Annotated in this window: 19 protein-coding genes; 9 read left to right on the forward strand and 10 right to left on the reverse strand. The window is 37.4% G+C overall.

The genetic code is table 11. The features are described 5' to 3' along the window. Nucleotides 1-116 precede the first annotated feature (116 nt). From CER18_RS03040 to CER18_RS03065, 6 genes are all read left to right on the forward strand, one after another. Nucleotides 117-473 carry a hypothetical protein gene (locus CER18_RS03040; RefSeq protein ID WP_100128631.1) on the forward strand — a complete coding sequence of 119 codons (357 nt, stop codon included), beginning with the start codon at nt 117-119 and terminating at the stop codon, nt 471-473. A 177-nt stretch (nt 474-650) separates the two neighbouring features. After that, complete coding sequence (locus tag CER18_RS03045) at nt 651-1,013, forward strand: hypothetical protein (RefSeq protein WP_100128632.1); 363 nt, start codon at nt 651-653, stop codon at nt 1,011-1,013. A 218-nt stretch (nt 1,014-1,231) separates the two neighbouring features. Next, entirely contained in the window at nt 1,232-1,594 is a 363-nt protein-coding gene (locus tag CER18_RS03050; protein WP_100128633.1) for a hypothetical protein, read from the forward strand. A 632-nt stretch (nt 1,595-2,226) separates the two neighbouring features. Next, entirely contained in the window at nt 2,227-3,624 is a 1,398-nt protein-coding gene (gene thrC / locus CER18_RS03055) for a threonine synthase (RefSeq protein ID WP_100128634.1), read from the forward strand. An 83-nt stretch (nt 3,625-3,707) separates the two neighbouring features. After that, a complete protein-coding gene (locus tag CER18_RS03060; protein ID WP_100128635.1) occupies nt 3,708-4,982 on the forward strand; it encodes a M16 family metallopeptidase in 1,275 nt (424 codons plus the stop codon). A 403-nt stretch (nt 4,983-5,385) separates the two neighbouring features. Then, entirely contained in the window at nt 5,386-8,271 is a 2,886-nt protein-coding gene (locus CER18_RS03065) for an EAL domain-containing protein (protein ID WP_100128636.1), read from the forward strand. Nucleotides 8,272-8,628: 357 nt separating this feature from the next. On the opposite strand, the gene CER18_RS03070 is transcribed toward CER18_RS03065, so the two are convergent. Next, nucleotides 8,629-9,213 (reverse strand): YqgE/AlgH family protein, encoded by a 585-nt coding sequence (locus CER18_RS03070; protein ID WP_100128637.1) that lies wholly within the window; start codon nt 9,211-9,213, stop codon nt 8,629-8,631. 71 nt (nt 9,214-9,284) lie between these two features. Between CER18_RS03070 and CER18_RS03075 the strand changes: the two genes are divergently transcribed. Beyond that, nucleotides 9,285-10,163: a protein-disulfide reductase DsbD domain-containing protein gene (locus CER18_RS03075; RefSeq protein WP_100128638.1), complete on the forward strand. Its 879-nt coding sequence runs from the start codon at nt 9,285-9,287 to the stop codon at nt 10,161-10,163. 28 nt (nt 10,164-10,191) lie between these two features. On the opposite strand, the gene rnhA is transcribed toward CER18_RS03075, so the two are convergent. The 4 genes from rnhA to CER18_RS03095 form a co-directional block, all read right to left on the reverse strand. After that, nucleotides 10,192-10,659, reverse strand: coding sequence for a ribonuclease HI (gene rnhA / locus CER18_RS03080; protein WP_100128639.1), 468 nt, complete (start codon nt 10,657-10,659; stop codon nt 10,192-10,194). 5 nt (nt 10,660-10,664) lie between these two features. Then, on the reverse strand, nt 10,665-11,624 hold the full coding sequence (locus CER18_RS03085; RefSeq protein WP_100128640.1) for a homoserine kinase: 960 nt from the start codon (nt 11,622-11,624) through the stop codon (nt 10,665-10,667). Continuing rightward, nucleotides 11,624-12,679, reverse strand: coding sequence for a 4-hydroxy-3-methylbut-2-enyl diphosphate reductase (gene ispH, locus CER18_RS03090; RefSeq protein ID WP_100128641.1), 1,056 nt, complete (start codon nt 12,677-12,679; stop codon nt 11,624-11,626). Before ispH ends, CER18_RS03085 begins: the two co-directional genes overlap by 1 nt. Before the next feature lie 163 nt (nt 12,680-12,842). Then, a complete protein-coding gene (locus tag CER18_RS03095) occupies nt 12,843-13,778 on the reverse strand; it encodes a heme o synthase (protein WP_100128642.1) in 936 nt (311 codons plus the stop codon). Between the two features lie 449 nt (nt 13,779-14,227). Here CER18_RS03095 and CER18_RS03100 point away from each other — a divergent pair, with 449 nt between their 5' ends. After that, the gene (locus CER18_RS03100; RefSeq protein WP_100128643.1) at nt 14,228-14,767 is read left to right on the forward strand and encodes an invasion associated locus B family protein; all 540 of its coding nucleotides are present in this window, start codon (nt 14,228-14,230) and stop codon (nt 14,765-14,767) included. A 110-nt stretch (nt 14,768-14,877) separates the two neighbouring features. Beyond that, entirely contained in the window at nt 14,878-16,305 is a 1,428-nt protein-coding gene (gene tldD, locus CER18_RS03105) for a metalloprotease TldD (protein WP_100128644.1), read from the forward strand. A 556-nt stretch (nt 16,306-16,861) separates the two neighbouring features. Here tldD and CER18_RS03110 read toward each other — a convergent pair. The 5 genes from CER18_RS03110 to ribB all read right to left on the reverse strand — a co-directional run bounded on the left by CER18_RS03110 (nt 16,862) and on the right by ribB (nt 22,389). After that, nucleotides 16,862-18,115, reverse strand: coding sequence for a class I SAM-dependent RNA methyltransferase (locus CER18_RS03110; protein ID WP_100128645.1), 1,254 nt, complete (start codon nt 18,113-18,115; stop codon nt 16,862-16,864). Continuing rightward, a complete protein-coding gene (locus CER18_RS03115; protein WP_100128646.1) occupies nt 18,112-18,855 on the reverse strand; it encodes a TlyA family RNA methyltransferase in 744 nt (247 codons plus the stop codon). The genes CER18_RS03110 and CER18_RS03115 overlap by 4 nt, the downstream gene beginning before the upstream one ends. A 16-nt stretch (nt 18,856-18,871) precedes the next feature. After that, nucleotides 18,872-20,779: a 1-deoxy-D-xylulose-5-phosphate synthase gene (dxs, locus tag CER18_RS03120; protein WP_100128647.1), complete on the reverse strand. Its 1,908-nt coding sequence runs from the start codon at nt 20,777-20,779 to the stop codon at nt 18,872-18,874. Nucleotides 20,780-21,023: 244 nt separating this feature from the next. Then, complete coding sequence (locus CER18_RS03125; protein WP_100128648.1) at nt 21,024-21,278, reverse strand: exodeoxyribonuclease VII small subunit; 255 nt, start codon at nt 21,276-21,278, stop codon at nt 21,024-21,026. Between the two features lie 7 nt (nt 21,279-21,285). Then, nucleotides 21,286-22,389, reverse strand: a complete 1,104-nt coding sequence (gene ribB / locus CER18_RS03130; RefSeq protein WP_100128649.1) for a 3,4-dihydroxy-2-butanone-4-phosphate synthase — start codon at nt 22,387-22,389, stop codon at nt 21,286-21,288. Nucleotides 22,390-22,400 lie beyond the last annotated feature (11 nt).

Consider the following 22,400-nt stretch of genomic DNA (forward strand, 5'->3'; position numbering starts at 1 on the left):
TTTTTTATATTGACTAAAAATACATAATGAAATATATCAAATCTTGATAAAGTAAGTTATATGTACATACTGTATATTTACTTGCATATATAATTAAAAATATTTGAGGTAAAGTTATGGTGAAAATATTTAAAAATTATGTCTTGAGCGTTTTTATAGCGAGCACTTTTTTTCTTTCACAAACCATAAATGTTAATGCAAACTATTTGAAAAATGATGCTCCAAAAGATGAATTTTCTGTTCCCCTAATGGAACAAGTAAAAAATGCGAAATCTGATGTAGTTTCTACAACTGCTTTCTATATTCCATCTGTAAATTATAAAACAGAAAATGGAACAAACTTTGAAGGAAAAGTTGAAAAAGTTCTTGCACCCATGACTATAGGAATGGGATTATTATTCGCTGGATATGCATTAAATTTTATAGGGTCGATCATAAGTTGGATAAGAGACATCGTGTCGATGTTCAAATAACTAAATATAGTACAAAATTCTAGAACAATGGCTTCATTATGTATCAATTACACTGTAAAACATTACATAATGAAGCTAATCCTACTACAAAATATAAATGATGTAGTTTAAATCCAAATGTCCAAACTATAAATTTACACATATATATTGAATAGTATAAAGTATTTGAGGTAAATTATGATTAAATCGTTTAAAAATTATATGTTAAGTATTGTGATTATGTCTGCCTTTTCTCTTTCTCAGGTTATAAGTGTACATGCAAACTATTTGCAAAATAGTGCTCATCGTGAAAGTATTTTTGTTTCTGTAATAAAACAGAAACAACAGGGCGCTGCTCATCTCGTTTCTCTCTATATACAAAATCTAAATTGTGATGTAGAAAATGAAACAACCATTGAGGGAAAATTTGAAAAGGTTGCTGAATTCGTTAGAATAGGAAATTTTGGTATTGGGACGGTAATTGGATATACATCAAGTGTGGTAGGCATGTTTTTAGGATGGATAATAAGCAAAATAATATCGCATATTAAATCTCATTAAAATTAAAATTTCATCAGAATAAGATCTTCTCGTATGAAACATCATACTATGAATATATTCTGTGCTTATCCATAGTTGATGATAAAAAACGTATGAATTATCACATTAAAAATGAAAAAAAGCTTTAAATGCTTCTGTTTTTCTCAATGTGTACTAATTCTACCAATGCATCTATTCAATTCAGATTAAAATAAAAGTAAAATTATGGATGATAAACTATGATTAAAGGATTGAAAACCTATGTATTAAATATTTTTATAGCGGTTGCTTTTTTACTTTCGCAAGTTATAAATGTTCATGCTAATCAATCCCCCAATAATGTTCAATGGGAAACTATTTCTTTCATGGAACAAGGAAAGAAAAAAGCTGTCAATATGGCTGCTCTTTATATATCAAATTTAACTTATGGAGCAAAAAGTGAATCTGCTATTGAAGGAAAAGTTGAGAAAGTGTTTGAACCGATTACTCTAGGCGTTTTTTCTGCAGCAGGAGCTTTGGGTTTTGGATTCTTAACCGGCTCTATTATGGCTATATTTAGTGGGATAATCGGATGGGCAATCGGAAAAATTAAAGGCAAATAATTCAAAAACACGCAGTATTTTTTCTATTTAAAATAGGAATAGTTTACAGCCTGCTACTTCATCATTTGGCAGGCTGTTTTGTGCTTGCTATGGATAAGCTTTAGGTTAGCATACTGTACAGCACAAATGTAATACTTAATTCGTATACAAAATGATAAGTTAAGCTAAACAAAGATTATCGAAAATATAGATCTGCGCACGAAATGCCATAAAATTACCTTGTAAATTTTCCAGTGTAAATATTAAGATGTATCGTTTCAACATTCATTTTAGCAAATTTAATTGTTACAAAGTATAAGCGTATAAAATAACTCTAAACAATTGCACTTTACAGAAAAGTTTTTCAATAAATACCATTCTATCTATTTGATTTCATTTTCAGGAAGATGCATAAGTGCAAATATGCTGTAAGTTTAGGTAAATGAATTAAGAGAGAGAAATTTTTTAACCGTAACAGATTTTCTGCGAACATTGTTTATATCTTAAAAATAAAAATTCTTAAGACCATTTCTTTTATTATTGAGTCATAAAGAAGAAAATAAGCTTCTGTCCATTTAATAATTTAAATATTATGAAAAACATGAAATAAATAACCTCATCAATTTGCCAGAAATAAAAAAAGGATAAAACTTATGGAATACATCAGCACGAGAGGGCAATCTCCTGCTTTAAGCTTTACAGAAACGATCATGACAGGACTGGCAAGTGATGGTGGACTTTATCTTCCAGATAAATTTCCACAATTATCATTTGATGCGTTACGCGCACTTCGTGGTCAATCCTATACAAAAATTGCTAAAACACTTCTTTGGCCCTTTGTGAATAACGAGATCGAGTATACAGCTTTTGAAAATATGATTGCTAAATCTTATGCAACCTTCCACCATCCCGCAGTCTGTCCGTTACGACAAACTGGAACAAATGAATTTATCCTTGAACTCTTTCATGGGCCTACTTTAGCTTTTAAAGATGTCGCAATGCAGTTTCTTTCTCGACTGATGGATTGTGTTTTGACTAAAAAAAATAGATGTGCAACGATTATTGCTGCAACATCGGGTGATACAGGAGGAGCTGCGATACAAGCTTTTGCAGGAAAAGAGCACTCAGATATTTTTATTTTATTTCCTAAAGGACGTGTATCACCTGTTCAACAACGGCAAATGACAACCAATCAAAGTACAAATGTTCATGCCATTGCCATTGAAGGAAATTTTGATGATTGCCAAGCTCTTGTCAAAGCAATGTTTAATGATCATCATTTTCGTCAAAAAAGATCCCTTTCAGGTGTTAATTCTATAAATTGGGCGCGTATTATGGCGCAAATTGTTTACTATTTTTCATCTGCACTTTCTTTGGGTGCTCCTGATAGAGCTGTTTCATTTACTGTTCCTACTGGAAATTTCGGTGATATTTTTGCAGGTTATGTCGCTGCTCGTATGGGATTACCCATTGCTCAACTGGTTATTGCAACAAACGATAACGACATCCTTGCACGTACATTGACCAGCGGTACTTACGAAACACAACCAATTGTCCATACAACATCACCTTCTATGGATATTCAAGTCTCTTCTAATTTTGAACGTTTACTCTTTGAAAGTGGTAATCGTGATCCAGTGTGGATTCGTAATGCAATGGAAAACTTGAAAAAAACGGGATCTTTCACTCTTGATAAAAAGCAACTTAAAAATATTCGTTCCCTCTTTTCCGCTGGAAAAAGTAATATGACTGAAACAGCACAAACAATTGATCATGTCTATAAAGAAAGTGGCCATCTTATTGATCCACATACAGCCGTCGCCCTTAAAGTAGCGCGCGAAAATAAAAAACCGCATATTCCAATGGTCATCCTTGCCACGGCTCATCCTGCTAAATTTCCTGATACAATTAAAAATGCTTGTGGACTTCACGCCCCATGGCCGTCTCATCTCAATGATATCATGGAAGGTGAAGAACACTTCATAAGTCTTGCTAATGATGAAAAAATAGTAAAAGATTATATTTCTTTAAAATCGCGTGCATCTTATTAAAGTTAGCTGCATTAATTTAAATCAAGGATATTTTAATACCCTTAAAATGAGGTATTTAGCTTGTTTAATGGAGTCGTAAATACATGGATGTAGATGTCTGTCGCCTTAGTAACGGTTTGACTATCGCCACACATACAATGCAACAGATTGATAGTGTCGCACTTGGAATATGGGTTAAAGTGGGCTCACGCAATGAAACCTTCTCACAACATGGTATTGCCCATCTGCTTGAACATATGGCTTTTAAAGGAACCGAAAACCGTACCGCTTTTCAAATTGCAACCGATATTGAAGATGCTGGCGGTGAAATTAATGCCACAACCAGTATTGAAACAACAGCTTACTTTGCACGTGTCCTTAAAAGCGATATCCCACTTGCTATCGACATTCTAGCCGATATTTTAATGCATTCAAAATTTGATGAAGCTGAACTAGAACGAGAAAAACAAGTCATTTTTCAAGAAATTGGCGCCGCCCATGACACGCCTGATGATATTGTTTTTGATCACTTTACAGAAACAGCCTTTCGTCATCAATCCCTTGGTCGTTCTATTTTAGGAACAGCTAAAACTATTCAATCATTTACATCTGCTGATCTTCATGATTTCATCAATAAACAATATAGTGCAGATCGTATGATTGTTGTTGCAGCAGGAGCTGTAAAACACGAAAGCTTTCTAAAAGAAGTTGAAAGTCGTCTTGGTACTTTTCGCTCCCATTCAACTGCCTCTCTTGCTAATCTTGCAAATTATGTCGGCGGCGATTTTCGTGAATATCGCGATTTAATGGATACACAAGTTGTTCTAGGGTTTGAAGGGCGTGCTTATCACGCGCGTGATTTTTATGCGACCCAAATTCTTTCAATCATTTTGGGTGGGGGAATGTCTTCACGTCTTTTTCAAGAAATAAGAGAAAAACGTGGATTATGCTATTCTATTTATGCTTTTCATTGGGGGTTTTCAGATACTGGGCTTTTTGGTGTTCATGCCGCTACTGGTCAAGAAGGGCTCAAAGAACTTCTGCCTGTGATTCTTGATGAACTTTCCAAGGCAAGTAAAAACATTCATGCCAATGAACTCCAGCGCGCACAAACGCAATATCGTGCTAATCTCATAATGTCACAGGAAAATCCTTCTAGCCAAGCACATCTCATTGCACGCCAAATACTTCTTTACGGTCGCCCCATTCCAATATCAGAAACAATTGAACGCCTCAATCTCATCACACCTACAAGATTAACTGATTTAGCTCATCGTCTTTTTAAAAGTTCCACGCCAACACTTACTGCTGTCGGACCTGTAGGACCCCTCATGAATTTTGATGATTTAACGTCAACTCTTTCATATAAGCTAAAGTAAAAAATTGCTTTTTAAAAGGAATATTACAATGGGCTTTGCATATAGTTTATCATAAAATTTACCACGCAAACTCTTCTCATTAAATAAGTTTTGGAAATATTGGGCAAAGAAGTCTACAAAACTATCCAATTCCTCCTTCATGTGATAGAGACTCTAATGAGTAAAGTTATATCCATGAAATTTAGAAATTTATGATATAATTTTTCTGTTTTAAAATATAAAATCCCATCCGCTTCAAGTTTCATTGAAGCAAATGGGTATATGGTCTATTTATATATAAAGTCACATAACTTAAGAGGAAGTGATCACAATTTATTCTGTAAATAAGTTATAAAAGGTGAACGTTTTTTCTCAAAAATCTAAATGGAAATTAAGCATCCTAAAATATTGAGAGTGGGACATTGTGAAGAGTTTGCGTAAAATAATTAACATCATTTTCATTATCATCGTTAGTTCTTTTGTCCATCTTACATCAGCACATGCTATTGAGCCTGTTAAAATTTCTTCTCAAGATGCTGCACTTGACCTCTCAAAAGCAATTGAAATTCACCATACAAACAATTCTATTTTTCAAACAAGTACAGCGCCGGGACCAGATGGTATTGTGTGGCGTATTGAAGTACAGGCAAAAAGTGAAAGATTTTCCGGAAACTGGGCAGTTTTTTCTCTTGCAAATCCAACAGATGAACAAGTCGATCGTCTTATCGTTGCCCCCCATTACCGCATGGCGCGTTCTGGATTTTTTTGGCCAGACCTTGGATCAGGACGAATTCAATCTATAACACCAAGTGAAGGTTTTTCTCTTGATCGTCAACCTAGTACGAACTCTGATATCTTTCATATTACCCTCAATCCCGGTGCTGTTGTTACATTTGTGGCCGAACTTAACTCAAAAAATCTACCGCAAATCTATTTATGGAAACCTGAAGCTTATAAGGACGCTATTAATTCTTATACGCTTTATCATGGTATTCTTCTCGGGATATCAGGCCTCTTAGCACTTTTGTTAACCGTTCTCTTCGTTGTCCGTGGGACAGGGCTGTTTCCTGCAACAGCCGCTGTCGCTTGGGCTGTACTTTTTTATATTGGTATTGACTTCAACTTTTTAAATAAATTTTTTGCAGTTACACTCACAACACAACCAATCTGGCGCGCTGGTACAGAAGTAGCACTTGCCGCAACACTTTTTATTTTTCTTTTTACCTACCTCAATCTTAATCGCTGGCATTATCATTTTAGTTATGGTGCTATCGTTTGGATTATTGCCTTTTGCAGTTTAGGAGCTTTTGCTATTTATGATCCAATCAGGGCAGCAGGAATTGCCCGTCTATCATTTGGTCTTACTGCTGTTCTAGGTATACTGTTTATCATCTATTTTTCAATCCGAAGTTATGACCGCGCCATTATGCTTATCCCAACATGGTTGCTTATTAGCTTTTGGTGTGTAGGAGCGTATGCCTGCATAGAAGGACATTTAAATAATGATATTATCCAGCCAGCATTAGCGGGAGGATTAGTGCTCATTGTTCTTCTTATTAGCTTTACAGTTCTGCAACAAACTTTTTCTCATGACGCTTTCCATGAAGGAATATTTTCTGACCTTGAACAACAAGTCCTCGCAGCAAAAGGAGCTGGAAATATTATTTGGGATTGGAATATTGAGCGTGATCGTATTGTCGTTCATCCAAATATGAAAACCCTTTTTGGTACTGAAATCCATAACCTCAATGGGACTATGCGCAACTGGATTTCAGCTTTGCACTATGATGATCGTGAACGCTTTCAAGCCGTATTGGATATCATTCTTAAAAATAAAAAAGGGCGTATTGATCAAATTTTTCGTCTTTCTTCTGGAGGAGGCTATTATCATTGGTTTTCTCTTCGTGCACGTCCAGCTATGCAAAAAGATGGGAAAATCACACGTGTCATTGGAACCATTGTCAATATTACTAACCATAAAAAATCTGAAGAACGCTTATTGCATGATGCAATCCACGACAGCTTAACGGGCCTTCCTAACCAACAAATTTTCTTTGATAGGCTACAAAATTATACCTCTTTGGCAAAAGCAAATATCAAAATTAGACCGACCGTCTTTATGATTGATTTTGACAATTTTCGCCAAATTAATCGCAAATTAGGCATAGCCGTTGGGGATACTGTATTGCTTATAATCGCCCGACGTTTAAATCGCCTTATTAATTTTCAAGATACCTTATCGCGCCTTTCAGCAGACCGTTTTGCAATCATTTTACTCAGTGAGACTGAACCACAAAAAATTGCAGCATTTGCGGATCATTTGCATAAAACAATTTCAGCACCTATTTCACTTTCGGAAAACAAAATAATCCTTTCAACGTCTATCGGATTGGTTACATGGAGTGAAAACCGGTCAACAGCTAAAGATATTTTTAATGATAGTGAATTGGCGATGATTCGTGCAAAACAAATGGGGGGAAACCATATTGAACCTTTTCGTCCTAATTTTCGCACTTTGGGTCTCGAACAGAATACTCTGGAAAAAGACATCCATTATGCCATCAAACGTCATGAGATGAAAATCCTCTACCATCCTATTCTTAATTTATCAGACGGGCATATTATTGGTTTTGAAACAATTGTAGAATGGCATCATCCAACTTATGGAAAATTAAATGTCTCTGATTTCATAAAGATCGCAGAAAACGAACAAATCGTTATGGATTTGTCACAATTTATCATCGATAATGCTATTGTCGATCTTATAAATGTAGAAGAAAAATTTTTCCAACAGTCTTTCTTTATTTCAATTAATTTACCAAGCGTAGAGATGATTCACCCTCGTTTTATTAGTCAATTGCGTGCTGTTCTACTTCGCCATCCACTCAACAAAGGGCGCTTGATGATTGAGATATCTGAATTTGTTCTAAGAAACAATCCTGAACAATCAGCCCACTTTCTCGAACAAATTAAAACACTTGGAATGAGCCTCGCACTCGATAATTTTGGAACAGGTTATTCGTCACTGACTTATCTCGTGCGTTATCCATTTGATATGGTTAAACTTGATCGTTCACTTATCTCAATCGACTCTCCTAAGAAAAAGCTCGTTCTCAAGTCTATCATTAATATGGCAACAGATCTTAACTTGCAAATTATCGCAGAAGGTGTTGAAAATGAAAAAGAAGCAATCTTCCTCCGTCAAGAAGGCTGTAAATATGTTCAAAGCACACTTGTGACAAAACCAATTGCCATAGAAGAATTAATCACTCTCGTTCAAAGCCATTTCCCTTACAAGCCAAGATATTGATTTAATAATGATAATTTAGCGTTATCCAACGTGAATTAAAATTCTAAATACCATTTGCTTGTACATCACAGTAGAGAAAGCCCTGATGGAGAAAAAACGATTTTAAAAGGAGGGAAATGCCTTTTCACGAATCGTCTTAAGTGCTAAGAGCTGTCGCAATATTGGGGGTTGGAAAGCATAACAATGGTGCTAAGCTTGTTATTTTACAAGCATAAAGATCGCAACTTACTGAATTTACCATGATACCACCCACAAGCGCTTTTGCAAAATAGGCTTGGACGCACTGAGGAATATTTCTTTAAAATAAAAACATAAAGGATATAATAACGTGTAAAGTTAAAAAGCTCAGAAAAAACTCTATGCATGTCCCATTTCAGAAGCAAGATAGGTTGGATCAATCCCCATACGTGTTAAACTTTTATCATATTTGCAACTTAAATCACTTTCAAAAAGAAAACTAGGTGATGTCGGACTGATTAACCAACCATTTGTAGAAATTTCTGCCTCTAGTTGACCCGCTTTCCACCCAGCATAACCTAACGCTACCAGTGCATGTTGCGGGCCTTGTTCACAACTAATCGCTTTTAATATATCAATTGTCGCAGTAAAGCAGACCTTATCTGCAATAAAAACAGTTTCTTCACAAGCATAATCATCTGAATGAAGAACAAACCCACGCGAAGGATCAACAGGACCACCATAGCGAACTGGAAACTGTTTTATTGGTTCAGAAAGACATTTTTTTTGTCCACTGTCTATTACTCCAAGGTGAAGCAAAAGTTCTGGAAAGTCAATATGATGCAATTGATTGAGAATAATGCCCATCGCACCAGCATCAGAATGCGCGCAAATATAAATAACAGAACGAATAAAGCGTCTGTCATTCATCCCAGGCATCGCTATGATTAACTGTCCACCCAAAAAGCCATTACACTGCGTCATTAATCTGTTATTCTCCATAATTTACATGATAAAAGTTTGTCCATTTAGTACACTAGGAAAATAAAACTCCAATGAAAAAAAGTTACATATCTACAAATTTACAAAATATCGCAACTTTCTTTTATAAAAGGCTTTTCGTTACTTTAAGCTTAACACTCATAGTTTTAGAATTACTTGACATTTCTGTAAATGCTCAAACAAAACAAAAACTCCGGCTTTTCTCAACCTCTTGGTATGAATCAGAGGGTGGCCGTATCCGATTAGCAATCACTGAACCTTCTTTTTCTGGAGTAAGAGAAGGCTTTATTGAAATTATGCTTAAACCAGGATGGAAAACGTACTGGCGTAATCCAGGTAATTCAGGGATGGCACCCTTTTTTAATTTCAACCAACAGATCTCTTATGAAATATTTTATCCTACTCCACAGCTTTTTGAAATAGAAAATGATTGGTCATTAGGCTATAAAGATAAAGTGATATTGCCCTTTAATCTATCTTCTTCAAGACAAAATTTAAGCGGTACTTTCACTCTTGGATTATGCCATAAAATCTGCCTTCCATTGACTGTTAACTTTGATTTTTCACCATCTTCTCTTAAAAACAAATCTCTTCCTGCTTCCTTGTTAAAAAACGCCCAAGATTCTTTGCCGCGTATGACGCAAAATGACCTAAAAATAAGCGCTGAAAATAATAAGAACACCCTCCTTATAAAAATACAAAATAACAACAAAACCACGCCTTACGCTCTCTTTTTAGATGGAGGAGAAATGCAAATTGGAGCAGCAAAAAAAATCAGTGATAATGTAGAATATACACTCTTTAGCGCTCCACTCTATTTCGTACCAGAGGAAACCAACCAAAAAATTTTTTATACAATTTCTTTTAAAGATCACGCCTTAAGTGGAACATTTATATTCCATACACAGTCATCCCCTCTTGCTATCCCATGATAAAAGAGTAAAGTTTCTCAAACAGCAATTATGTTGGAAAACACCCATTTTCGCGATATTCAGCAATTGCTTTGCGTGCAAGAGCATCAGCGCGCTCATTCTCTGGATGGCCCGCATGGCCTTTTACCCAATGCCATCTGACTGTATGACAAGAACAAGCATTCTCAAGAGCTTGCCATAGCTCCATATTTTTCACAGGACTTTTTGAGGCAGTGCGCCAATTATTTTTTTTCCAACCTTCAATCCACTTAGATATACCATTACGCACATAAACTGAATCTGTATAAAGATCGACCAAACAAGGCTCTTTAAGCGCCTTTAATGCACAAATTGCCGCCATGAGTTCCATTTGATTGTTTGTTGTATGCGCATTACCGCCATAAAGCTCACGTTCATGACCATTCCAGCGTAAAAGCGCTCCCCAGCCTCCAACTCCAGGATTTCCTGAGCAAGCACCATCTGTATAAATTTCAACGACTTTCTGTTGAATTGCCATAAAATTTAAAAACCTAATTCACTAAGCGAATTTACCTTACTGAAAAAACAAAGCTTGTGCCAATATTCCCATGGATCTTTCTTAATAACAAAGCTATTAGGCGGTGTATTAAACCAATCATAAAGACGTGTGAGTAAAAAACGCAAAGATGCACCACGAGTCAATAAAACAATCTTGTCCAATTCTAAAGGAATCAATGGTCTTATTTTTTGATAATTTTCCAGTAACTTACGTGCTTTGATAAGATTATAGGAATGATCAAGCTCAAAGCACCAAGCATTTAAACAAATCGCTAAATCATAAGAAAAAAAGTCATTACAAGCAAAGTAGAAATCTATCATACCAGAGAGACGATGATTCACAAAAAAGACGTTATCATTAAATAAATCCGCATGAATAATACCTGTTGGCAAATTGAACGGCCAATTTTCCTGTAAAAAAGCCAATTCCGACTCAATTTTTTGTCCAAATTCTTTTAACAAAGCGTCTTCTGTGATTTGGCAACGTTGCCACAATACCTGCCAGTCCATAATAGAAAGGGTATTTTTACGACTGAGTGTAAAATCCTGTCCTGCTAAATGCAATTGTGCTAACCCCATCCCTACTTCGCCACAATGACCTATATCGGGCCGCCGGATCCACTCTCCTTCCAAAAAGGTAATAATAGCAGCAGGGCGTCCTGCTAGTTCACCGATCATCAGTCCATCATTTTGAATAACGGGTTGAGGACAAGGAATTCCACGCTGTCCTAAATGCTGCATCAAGCGACAAAAAAAAGGTAAATCATCTTTTGAAATACGCTTTTCATAAAGTGTTAAAATAAACCGTCCTTGTGTTGTCTCCAACATAAAATTAGAATTTTCAATCCCCTCCTCTATCCCTTGATAAGACAAAAGAGACCCTATTGCATAACGTGTTAAAAACGCTTTTAAATCATTTGGATGAATATCTGTATAAACGGCCATTACTCTGCTTTCGTTGTAAACATATCTGTATTCTGATTTTCATTTTTTGCATTATTTGCTTGACCATTCACAAATGCCATATCTTGAGATGTTAAAATGACGTCACGTAATTCGCGACTCACTAAAAATCTTTCCGTTTCCACCACTGTTTCAGCCAACTCTATAGTCACATTATAACGCGCACGAAACGCTGAAATAATTTCATCAATAATAATTTCAGGCGCCGAAGCCCCTGCTGAAAGACTAACAACAGAAAGAGCTTTTAGGTTTTCAAAATTAATTTCATCAGCGCGCTGAACCAAAATAGCTCGCCCCGCACCAGACTTTTCTGCAACCTCTACCAAACGTCGAGAATTAGAAGAATTTGGCGCTCCAACAATCAAAAACAAATCACTCCCCTTTGCTGCTGCCTTAACGGCTTCTTGTCGATTCGTTGTAGCATAGCAAATTGATTCAGCCGCTGGAGCTGCTAATGTAGGAAAACGTTGTTGTAATACATCGATAATTCCTGCAGTATCTTCAACAGAAAGCGTTGTTTGTGTAACAAATCCTAATTTATCTGGATCACTTGGTTGATAATGCAAAGCATCTTCTATCGTTTCAATAAGTGTTACAGCCCCATCTTCAAGCTGTCCCATAGTCCCTATAACCTCAGGATGACCAGCATGACCGATTAATATAACATGGCGACCGTGACGTTGATGCCGTATCGCTTGTTTATGAACTTTCGAAACCAAAGGACATGTTGCATCGAGATAAAATAAATTATAACGCTGTGCCTTTTCTGAAACAGATTTTGGAACACCATGGGCAGAAAAAATAACCGGCTGATTGCGATGCTCTTCTGGAATCTCATCAAGTTCTTCAACAAACACAGCGCCCCTTTGCTGTAATCCCTCAACCACGTAGCGGTTGTGTACAATTTCATGACGAACATATATGGGCGCACTATATTTTTTTAATGCAAGCAGAACAATCTGGATAGCACGATCAACCCCTGCACAAAATCCACGTGGACCACAAAGACGTATCGTTAAAGGGGGAAGTCCCAACATAAATCATCCTTAATTTCTATCGCTTTAGTCTCATATTCAAAAAAATGATCACTACGTATGAATAAGCAATGTAAAAAAAACGCGCAATATCATCTTTTGCCTAAGAACACACTCTATAGCGTCTTCTTACAGCATTTTCTTTTTGTTTTTTCATTTTATCTGCCTAAAGGTCGATAAAATGCCAAACAAGAGCTTCAATCAAAAGAGCTCCAAAGACAGCTGCCAAATAAAGTAACGAAAAGAAAAATGTTTTTTTGGCCATCAAAATAGTTTCATCATGTGTATTAGCTTTCCACAAACGATAGGCAAAATAAATAAAAATAATGCCTAAAATTGTCGAAAAGATACCATAAAAAACTCCACCAAGACCAGTAAAGCAAGGAGCGGTAGCGCATAGTACCATCAAAATAGTATAAAATAAGATCTGTTTTTTTGTTGAGTATTCACCTCGCACATTAGGCATCATAGGGATGCCTGCAGCCTCATAATCAAGAGATGAAAAGAGAGAAAGAGCCCAAAAATGAGGGGGCGTCCACATAAAAATGATTAAAAATAATAAAAAACTATCAAAACTTACCGTCCCAGTTGTGACAGCCCATCCAATCATTGGTGGAAAAGCCCCAGAAGCACCACCAATAACAATATTTTGTGGTGTGATACGCTTTAACCAAATTGTATAGATAACGACATAAAAGAAAATTGTAAATGCAAGAAAAAATGCCGCAAACCAATTAATGAAGCACCCCATAACCAAAACTGAAAGTATAGAAAGAGCCATGCCAAAAACAAATGCCTTTTGGGTGCTAATTTTACCCATAGGAATGGGGCGCTTTTTGGTCCGTTCCATCACAGCATCAATGTCAGCATCATACCACATATTCAATGCTCCCGCACCGCCACCACCAACAGCAATACATATAATTGCTAAAAAACCATACCACGGATTGATGGGAACAGGAGACACCATTAAACCAACCAGTGCCGTAAAAACCACAAGTGACATAACACGCGGCTTCAATAATGTGATATAATCACCGATACTGGATTTTGGTGGCGTTGATTTACCATTCGCAACCGATAACTCTTCTGAAACAGACATTCCACTCAAAACCCTTTTCCATTTCTGTTATTCAAAAACAAATATTTTTTGGCAAATATTGCAAATATTATTGGGCAAATATTATCTAGCGTATGAGAATGCCCCATTAAGACCACTCATATTTTTGAGAAAATATGGCTTTACCTTTCTTGTACGCATTCCGTAAAAATAGGTATAAATATTTGCAACAAAAATACATTTTTTCAATCAACATTTTCTCTTACAGTACAAATTTATCATAAAAATGTATCCTACCAAACATCATAAAGCCATGCTGAAAATTTATCTCCTATAAAATGCTCTTTCTTCTCATTTTCCTTTATTTCTTGCACAGGGGCGAATATATTTGGTAATTATTGGTTTTGTGTTATAGTTTTTATATGGGGGAATTCGTTTTTTATGCAAATCTATGCAAGGTTGTGTGTGTATTGAATCGGATAGGATTTTCTGTGGTACTTTATAAATTACTCAAAAAAGCTTTTTTTATTGGTGCTGTTCTTCACACACTTCATAGTAGCTTTATCAGTTGCGCTTTTGCACAAACACCCTATGCGCAAAATGTTCCTGCTCCACAAGCCTATGGCGCATGGACAAAAGTTTGTGCTCTACCACCAGGAACACCTAATATGCAGTGTGAAGTTGTACAAAACGTTCATACACAAGGGCGTCATGATATTACCTTGCGCGTTACATTTTATAAACTTCCTCAAAAGCAAGGTGCTTTAATGCGTGTTTTTGTTCCGATTCGCGTTGAATTACGTCCTGGCGTTGGAATTAAAATTGACGGTAAAAATATGGGCAGAATGGAATATCGTCGTTGTCTTGGGGATAATTGTGTTGCTGAAGCTTTTCTTAAAGAAGATATATTACAACTTTTTTTAAAGGGAAAAATAGCAACATATTTTATCTTTACAACCCCTGAGCAAGGAATTGGAGGTCTCGTTGACCTGCATGGCCTTAGCGATGCCTATGCAACTTTACCCACATGAATGAAATCAACATACATTGGACGATTAAAATCTCATCGTATATTTTAAGAGCTCCTTAAGTTAGATCGATAAAAATATTCTAAGCCCCCAATAAAAATAGGATAATTCTTATGAAATCGCTGATTGATCATTTTGATATTGCTTCCTCTCAAGTGCAATCACTTGTACAGGAAACGTTGCATCATGCTGATGATGGAGAGCTTTACCTCGAGTATACAGAAAGCGAAACGCTTTTATTTGATAATGGACAACTTAAAAACGGCTCTTTCCATCAAGATATGGGGTTTGGTCTGCGTGTTGTTGCTGGAGAAGCGACTGGATATGCACATTCTAGTGAATTATCAGCGGCTGCACTCAAACGTGCTTGTGAAGCAGCTAAAGCTGTTACCTATAACAACAATCATGCCGGACCTTATAGCATAGCCCCTCAACAAACAAATAAGAGACTTTATCAACCGCATAACCCCCTTTATGCTCCGTCATTTGAAGAGAAAAGTGCTCTTTTGCAAAAAATTGATGCTTATTTACGGGAAAAAAATGATAAATTACATCAAGTGACCGTTTCTCTTTCTGGCTCACTACAGCATGTCGAAATTTTACGTGCAGATGGATATTTGGTTCGTGATATTCGCCCCCTTGTACGGCTTTCTATATCTGTGGTTGCAGCTGAAGGAAATCGACGTGAAAATGGTTTTTATGGATGTGGGGGGCGGCAAGTATTTGACCAATTTATTTGTGAAGACAATTGGAAACAAGCTGCGGATGAAGCCTTACGTATGGCTTTAACAAATTTAGAAGCAGAAGCAGCACCTGCAGGGACATTTGATGTTGTCTTAGCCAATGGATGGCCTGGCGTTATGCTCCATGAAGCCGTAGGTCATGGTTTAGAAGGTGACTTCAACCGCAAAAAGACATCTGCTTTTTCTGGACTTTTAGGACAACAAGTTGCGGCAAAAGGTGTTACAGTTGTTGATGATGGAACAATTCCTCATTGCCGCGGCTCTCTGACTATCGATGATGAGGGAACCCCTTCAGGATATAACGTTCTCATTGAAGATGGAAAACTCGTTGGTTTTATGCAAGATAGGCTTAATGGACGGCTTATGGGGAGTAAATCAACTGGAAATGGACGACGTGAGTCTTATGCTTGTGCCCCAATGCCAAGAATGACCAATACCATCATGCTAGGAGGAGATAAAACACCTGAAGAAATCCTTTCTTCCCTTAAAAGTGGTATTTATGCTGTTTCATTTGGTGGAGGGCAAGTTGATATTACTTCTGGAAAATTTGTCTTTGAATGCACTGAAGCATACCGCGTAGAAAATGGTAAAATTGCGGCCCCAATAAAAGGTGCAACTCTTATTGGAAATGGGCCTGATGCTATGAAACGTATCACAATGATTGGAAATGATAGCAAACTGGATAATGGTATTGGTATGTGCGGAAAAGCAGGACAAAATGTTCCTGTTGGTGTTGGGCAACCTCATCTGCGAATCAATAATATGACAATCGGCGGAACTGCGCTTATAAAAGAGTAAGCTTGCTCATTTCTTCTCAATATTGCCCCTACCGTCTATTAAAACAATTTATGAGGAAGAATCTTTTGATGGAATGAATGCATTGGTTTACAAAGATAACCTAAGCGTTATTCAACTTGAATGAGAACTCTGAATACCGTAAGATTTCCTTATTTTAAATCTGTGTATGTTGAAGCAATAAAAAGCATTGGTTTATACACTACAAGCGGAGAAGAGCCATTGGAGTGAAACTGTACAAAAAAGGCATGCCTCTCATCAACCGTCTCAAATGCCAAAAGCTGTCACGACATTGGGAGATGGCAAATAACGGTAATGCCGGTTTGTTCAATTATGCCCTCAAACATACCGTTTTCGTAATACGTTAAGTCTTTTGTGTGGGGTAACGCTGTCTTTTTATGTTTCATAAAAAGTTTAAAATAAAAACACTGTCTACATTCAGTACTCTTAATTCAATGAGAAAAAGGTTATTATTGTCGATAAATTTTGGAAAGATTTTTATAATAATACTTAAGTAAATTTTTTTAAAAAATCTTCATGGCATTAAAAAATTTTCAGGCTAAAGCTTCCAGCCCTTCTTCTTTTTATTTTTGCTCAAAACAGCAACAACTTCAACATGGGGTGACCATAAAAATTGATCAATGGGTGTGATTTCTTCTATTGTATACCCCCCTGCAACAAGAAGAGATAAATCACGTGCAAATGTGACAGGATTACACGAAATTGCCACAACACGTGATACTGTTGCCTTCGCTAGTTCACGGACTTGTTCCTCTGCACCAGCACGAGGAGGATCAAAAACAATACTCTCAAAACACTCAAGTTCCTTTACAGAAAGTGGATGACGGAAAAGATCGCGTTTTTCACAAGTAACTGTTTTTAAACCAGTTGCAAAACGTGCTGCTGAATTTAGATTTCTTATTGCACCCTCATCATTTTCTACCGCATGAACATTCATCTTTTTTGCCATACGCAAGGTAAATGTCCCTACCCCTGAAAACAAGTCAAGAGCATTCTTTGCTTTTTTTAAATGAGTCAAAATAATATTGCCCATTATATTTTCAGCTTCGCAGGTTGCTTGAAGAAAACCACCAGAAAGGAATTCAACGCCGACATCACCAAAGTAAATCATTGGTTTTTCTCGTTCAATCAAAATTTCACCGTCAACCGATAAACGTGTAATCCCATATGAAAGAGCTGCACTGATCATTTTCTGACGAAGTGATTCATGGTGCACTGTACAACCACTTAAAGCAACATCTAAACCATTTTCAATGCGTGTTATCGTAACATGAAACCGTTTGACAGAGCCACTTAGAAAAGCACAGAGCTCTCTGATATTATGCAACTGAGAAATAAGTTCTGGATGGCTTACGGGACATTCCTCAAGAGCGACAATTTCATGCGAAAGATAACGGTTAAAACCAACTTTTTGACCTTGTGGAGTCATGGATGCTGTTAGTGTCACCCGCCGTCGGCTATAGGGTTGACATTCTATTAAAGGTGCAACAACACTATTCAGTCCATACTTTTTCAGTGCATCAATAACCAATTGTCGTTTCCATACGCGATAAGCATCAGCACGCCAATGTTGAAGCGTACAGCCTCCACATTCTCCAAAATGCTGACAAAGCGCATCAACGCGTTCTGATGATTTTTCTTTTAATGCTATATATGTTGCATATTTTCCATGAACAATAATTTCAACACATTCTCCTGGCAAAGTAAAAGGAACATAAACAAAGCCGTGCCTCGTCTTAGCCGTGCCATAACCATTTTCTCCAATATGCTCGATGATGACAGTATCACTCACTGTTGTTTTTCTCCGAATAGTAAATATTCCACATTGCCATCACCTCCTGTAATAGGGGAAGGAAGTAAACCTTTTGCACGCCATCCTGTTTGCGTATTGAGCCAGTCAAAAAGTCCTTCAGCGGTTTCTTTAGCTCTTGATAAATCTAATATTCCTCCCTTACCAAGGTGTTTACGGCCAACCTCAAACTGAGGCTTTACCAGTAAAACAGCTTGGGTGCCCTTTTTGGCTAAAGACAAAATCTGAGGCAATGCAAGTTTGAGAGAAATAAAGCTAACATCTGAAACAATAAGATCAATTTCCCGCCCGCCTAAATGTTCCTGTTGAAAGTCTCTAACATTCAAGCCTTCTAATAAGGTTATAGCACGGTTGCCCAATAAACGTTTATCAAATTGATGATGCCCAACATCAACAGCAATGACATGCGTTGCTCCGCGCTCTAAAAGAACTTGTGTGAAACCACCTGTTGATGCCCCCACATCAATAGCTGTCACTTTATCCGTTATAATCGGAAATGCATCAAGGGCAGCAATCAATTTTAATGCTGCCCGTGAAACATAATTCTGCGCTGGATCACAAACAACAATCTCTGCATTATCAGAAATGATTTGCCCCGCTTTACAAACGATTTCACCATTAACTTTGACAGTTTGGCGCATGACAGCATCACGTGCACGAGAACGTGTCGTAAAAAAGTTTTTTTCAACTAAAAGAATATCGAGCCTTTTTCTGGAAGCCATCTCATACTCGAATTTTCTATTCCATTCGAATCTTGCGTCCCAAAACCATTAACACCGTATTGACAATACCTATAGCATCAAGCCCAATCGTTGAGAGAACTTTTTCTGGCGGACCATGATTCAAATATTCATCAGGAAGTTTTAGTGTACGAACTTTCAAACCATGCTCTAAGAGCCCTTCTTGTGCTAAAAATTGTAATAAATGCGCTCCAAATCCACCGATTGCACCTTCTTCAATTGTTACCAATACTTCATGCTCACGTGCTAAACGACACATTAAATCCTTATCCAAAGGTTTTGCAAACCGTGCATCTGCAACCGTCGTCGATAATCCTTCAGCTCCCAACATATCAGCAGCTCGCAACACTTCTGACATCCGTGTTCCAAAACAAACCAGAGCGACCCTATTTCCTTCACGCAGAATACGTCCTTTTCCAATTTCTAATATCTCACCACGTTGCGGTAAATCTATACCAATACCTTCACCACGTGGATAACGAAAAGAAATGGGGCCCTGATCATAAGCTGCAGCGGTACGAACCATATGCATTAGCTCAAGTTCATCTGAAGGCGCCATAACAACAAACTCAGGAAGCGTGGCCAAAAAAACAATATCAAAACTACCAGCGTGCGTTGCACCATCTGCCCCCACAAAACCTGCGCGATCAATGGCAAAACGGACCGGTAATTTTTGAATTGATACATCATGAATAATTTGATCATAAGCACGCTGTAAAAAAGTAGAATAAATTGCAACAAAAGGCTTATACCCTTCACAAGCAAGTCCTGCCGCAAAAGTTACGGCATGTTGCTCAGCAATCCCAACATCAAACATCTTTTCAGGAAATTTTTCTGCAAAAGCATCAAGTCCTGTCCCTGTTGGCATCGCTGCCGTTATGCCAACAATCTTATCATCATGGCAGGCTTCTTCTATTAAAGATTTAGAAAATACCTTAGTATAGGGTAAAATATTACTTGATGCCTTAACCTGTCTTCCTGTCATGACATCAAAACGATTAACACCATGATATTTATCAGATGAGGCTTCTGCAGGTGGATATCCCTTTCCCTTATGGGTTACAACATGCACCAAAACAGGACCATTAGGGTATTCTCGAACATTTTTTAAAACAGGCAATAAATGCCCAAAATTGTGCCCATCTATGGGTCCAACGTAATAAAAGCCAAGCTCATCAAATAACGTTCCCCCAACCAAAAGGCCACGCGCAAATTCCTCTGAACGACGTGCCTTATCCAAAAAAAACTTTGGCAATTTTTCGCTCAACATCTTTACGCGTTCACGCAAATGACGATAAGAAGGACGAGACACTAATCGTGCAAGATGCGCACTCATAGCACCTGTAGGCGGTGCGATAGACATATCATTATCATTCAGAACAACAATCAAGCGTGCATCTAACGCACCAGCATTATTCATTGCTTCATAAGCCATGCCCGCAGACATTGCACCATCACCAATGACAGCAATAATATTGCGTCTTGTCTCTGCTTTCAAAGCACTTGCCACCGCCATGCCAAGCCCCGCAGAAATAGAAGTCGATGAATGACCCGCTCCAAATGGATCATACACACTTTCTAAACGTTTCGTAAAACCTGATAGCCCTCCCTCTTGACGTAATGTGCGAATTTTTTCTCTACGCCCCGTTAAAATTTTGTGCGGATAGGTTTGATGACCAACGTCCCAGATAATCCTATCCTCTGGTGTATTAAAAATATAATGTAATGCAACTGTAAGCTCTACAACACCAAGTCCCGCACCAAGGTGCCCCCCTGTTACAGAAACCGCATCAATTGTTTCGGTCCGCAACTCATCAGCCAACTGTACCAGATCAGACTCAGGTAATGCCCGCAAATCTTGCGGAAAACAAACACGGTCAAGCAATGGTGTTAAGACCTGAGACAAAAAATTTCCTTCCTATTATCTTAACTCAAGAGAAAACAACGATAAAAAATATATCTTCTCTCCTCGTTTATTGAGAGTTTTACACCTTTTTTACTGAAAAATGCTTTTCTCTCTTTGAGATGATTGATATCTTTCCCATTTCTAACTTATTTTATAAAAAAGAAATCAATAAAATTTGCTTTTTATAAACTAAGATTATTGCATTTCTTAGAGTCCTACAATAAATATCCCAAAATATTTAATATTATTGAGCATCAAGTGGTTCTACGCCTTCTGGAGAACCTTCCTGTGAGAGCTGAATTTTTTCAACTTTGGCTTCAGCAACCTTCAAGAGTTTTTCACAGTGTTTTTTAAGCGCTTCACCACGTTCATAAATATCAATGGATTGTTCCAAAGGCACATCGCCACGTTCCAAGTTTTCAACAATAACTTCAAGCTGCTTAAGTGCTTGCTCAAAGCTTAAAGTCGTAATATCCCCCTCTTGCATCTCTTTTTTCATATGAACCTCAAAAAATATCTGTTCTAGATATACGAATTCCAAAACTTTCTAAACCGACAGAATGATGCTCTTTAGAAGCATAAACAATAACAGAACCTATTCCTAAATATTTTAAAATTTGCGATCCTAAACCAATTTTTCGCCATTCTTCTTCACGCTCAATCGCCTGCACGTGGTTTTCTAAAACATCTTTTGCCATGTCTTGAATGTCCATAGTTGATTGTATAACAGATCCTTCACGCAAATAAACAAATACGCCCCGTTTTTCTTTTTCCATCATACGCTGCATCATCACCATGATATCTGAAGATTGACAAAAAACGTCATTTATAATGTTTTCATGATGGAAATACACAGGAATATCCTCACCCTCACGGATATCACCAAAAATAATCGCAATATGCTGAACAGCTTCCCAGGGGAGTTGATAACTTTGAATAATAGCCGGACCTACAGGTGTTTCAATCGGCATTTCTCCAACATGCTTGATCAATATTTCTTTACGCTGGCGGTAAGCAATTAAATCCGCAACCGTTATGATATGCAACCGATGTTCTTGTGCAAATTTTGTAATCTGATCGCCATGTTTAACGCTTCCATCATCATTGACTAACTCACCGATAACACCAACCGGTGGTAAACCAGCTAATTTACATAAATCAACAGCGGCTTCCGTGTGACCTGAACGCATGAGAACCCCCCCTTCATGCGCAATCAGAGGGAACACATGCCCTGGACGAACAAAATCATCCGCACTCGCATTTGAATTCGCAAGATTACGCACTGCTAATGTACGATCATGCGCTGAAATCCCTGTTGTTATGCCGTGTTTAAAATCAACAGTAATAGTAAATTGCGTCCCATGTGCAGAATTATTATCTCGTACCATAGGAGCAAGATTAAATCGTTGTGCTTCTTTTTTGGGCATAGGTGTACACACAATACCTGTTGTGTGACGAAGAATAAATGCCATCTTTTCTTCTGTACAATGCGCTGCAGCAACCGTTAAATCACCTTCATTTTCACGGTCATTATCATCTGTCACCACAACAATTTCACCGCATTCAAAAGCTTTAAGCGCAGAAACAATTTTTTCTTCATTATACGCCATTATTCACCTTC

Source organism: Bartonella tribocorum, from assembly GCF_002777915.1.
Lineage (GTDB): Bacteria > Pseudomonadota > Alphaproteobacteria > Rhizobiales > Rhizobiaceae > Bartonella > Bartonella tribocorum_A.

What these genes read in the sequence shown, in the direction of transcription:
- CER18_RS03040 (WP_100128631.1), top strand. Translation starts at nt 117, where the DNA reads ATGGTGAAAATATTTAAAAATTATGTCTTGAGCGTTTTTATAGCGAGC.
- CER18_RS03045 (WP_100128632.1), top strand. Translation starts at nt 651, where the DNA reads ATGATTAAATCGTTTAAAAATTATATGTTAAGTATTGTGATTATGTCT.
- CER18_RS03050 (WP_100128633.1), top strand. Translation starts at nt 1,232, where the DNA reads ATGATTAAAGGATTGAAAACCTATGTATTAAATATTTTTATAGCGGTT.
- thrC (WP_100128634.1), top strand. Translation starts at nt 2,227, where the DNA reads ATGGAATACATCAGCACGAGAGGGCAATCTCCTGCTTTAAGCTTTACA.
- CER18_RS03060 (WP_100128635.1), top strand. Translation starts at nt 3,708, where the DNA reads ATGGATGTAGATGTCTGTCGCCTTAGTAACGGTTTGACTATCGCCACA.
- CER18_RS03070 (WP_100128637.1), bottom strand. Translation starts at nt 9,213, where the DNA reads ATGACGCAGTGTAATGGCTTTTTGGGTGGACAGTTAATCATAGCGATG.
- CER18_RS03075 (WP_100128638.1), top strand. Translation starts at nt 9,285, where the DNA reads ATGAAAAAAAGTTACATATCTACAAATTTACAAAATATCGCAACTTTC.
- rnhA (WP_100128639.1), bottom strand. Translation starts at nt 10,659, where the DNA reads ATGGCAATTCAACAGAAAGTCGTTGAAATTTATACAGATGGTGCTTGC.
- CER18_RS03085 (WP_100128640.1), bottom strand. Translation starts at nt 11,624, where the DNA reads ATGGCCGTTTATACAGATATTCATCCAAATGATTTAAAAGCGTTTTTA.
- ispH (WP_100128641.1), bottom strand. Translation starts at nt 12,679, where the DNA reads ATGTTGGGACTTCCCCCTTTAACGATACGTCTTTGTGGTCCACGTGGA.
- CER18_RS03095 (WP_100128642.1), bottom strand. Translation starts at nt 13,778, where the DNA reads ATGTCTGTTTCAGAAGAGTTATCGGTTGCGAATGGTAAATCAACGCCA.
- tldD (WP_100128644.1), top strand. Translation starts at nt 14,878, where the DNA reads ATGAAATCGCTGATTGATCATTTTGATATTGCTTCCTCTCAAGTGCAA.
- CER18_RS03115 (WP_100128646.1), bottom strand. Translation starts at nt 18,855, where the DNA reads ATGGCTTCCAGAAAAAGGCTCGATATTCTTTTAGTTGAAAAAAACTTT.
- CER18_RS03125 (WP_100128648.1), bottom strand. Translation starts at nt 21,278, where the DNA reads ATGAAAAAAGAGATGCAAGAGGGGGATATTACGACTTTAAGCTTTGAG.
- ribB (WP_100128649.1), bottom strand. Translation starts at nt 22,389, where the DNA reads ATGGCGTATAATGAAGAAAAAATTGTTTCTGCGCTTAAAGCTTTTGAA.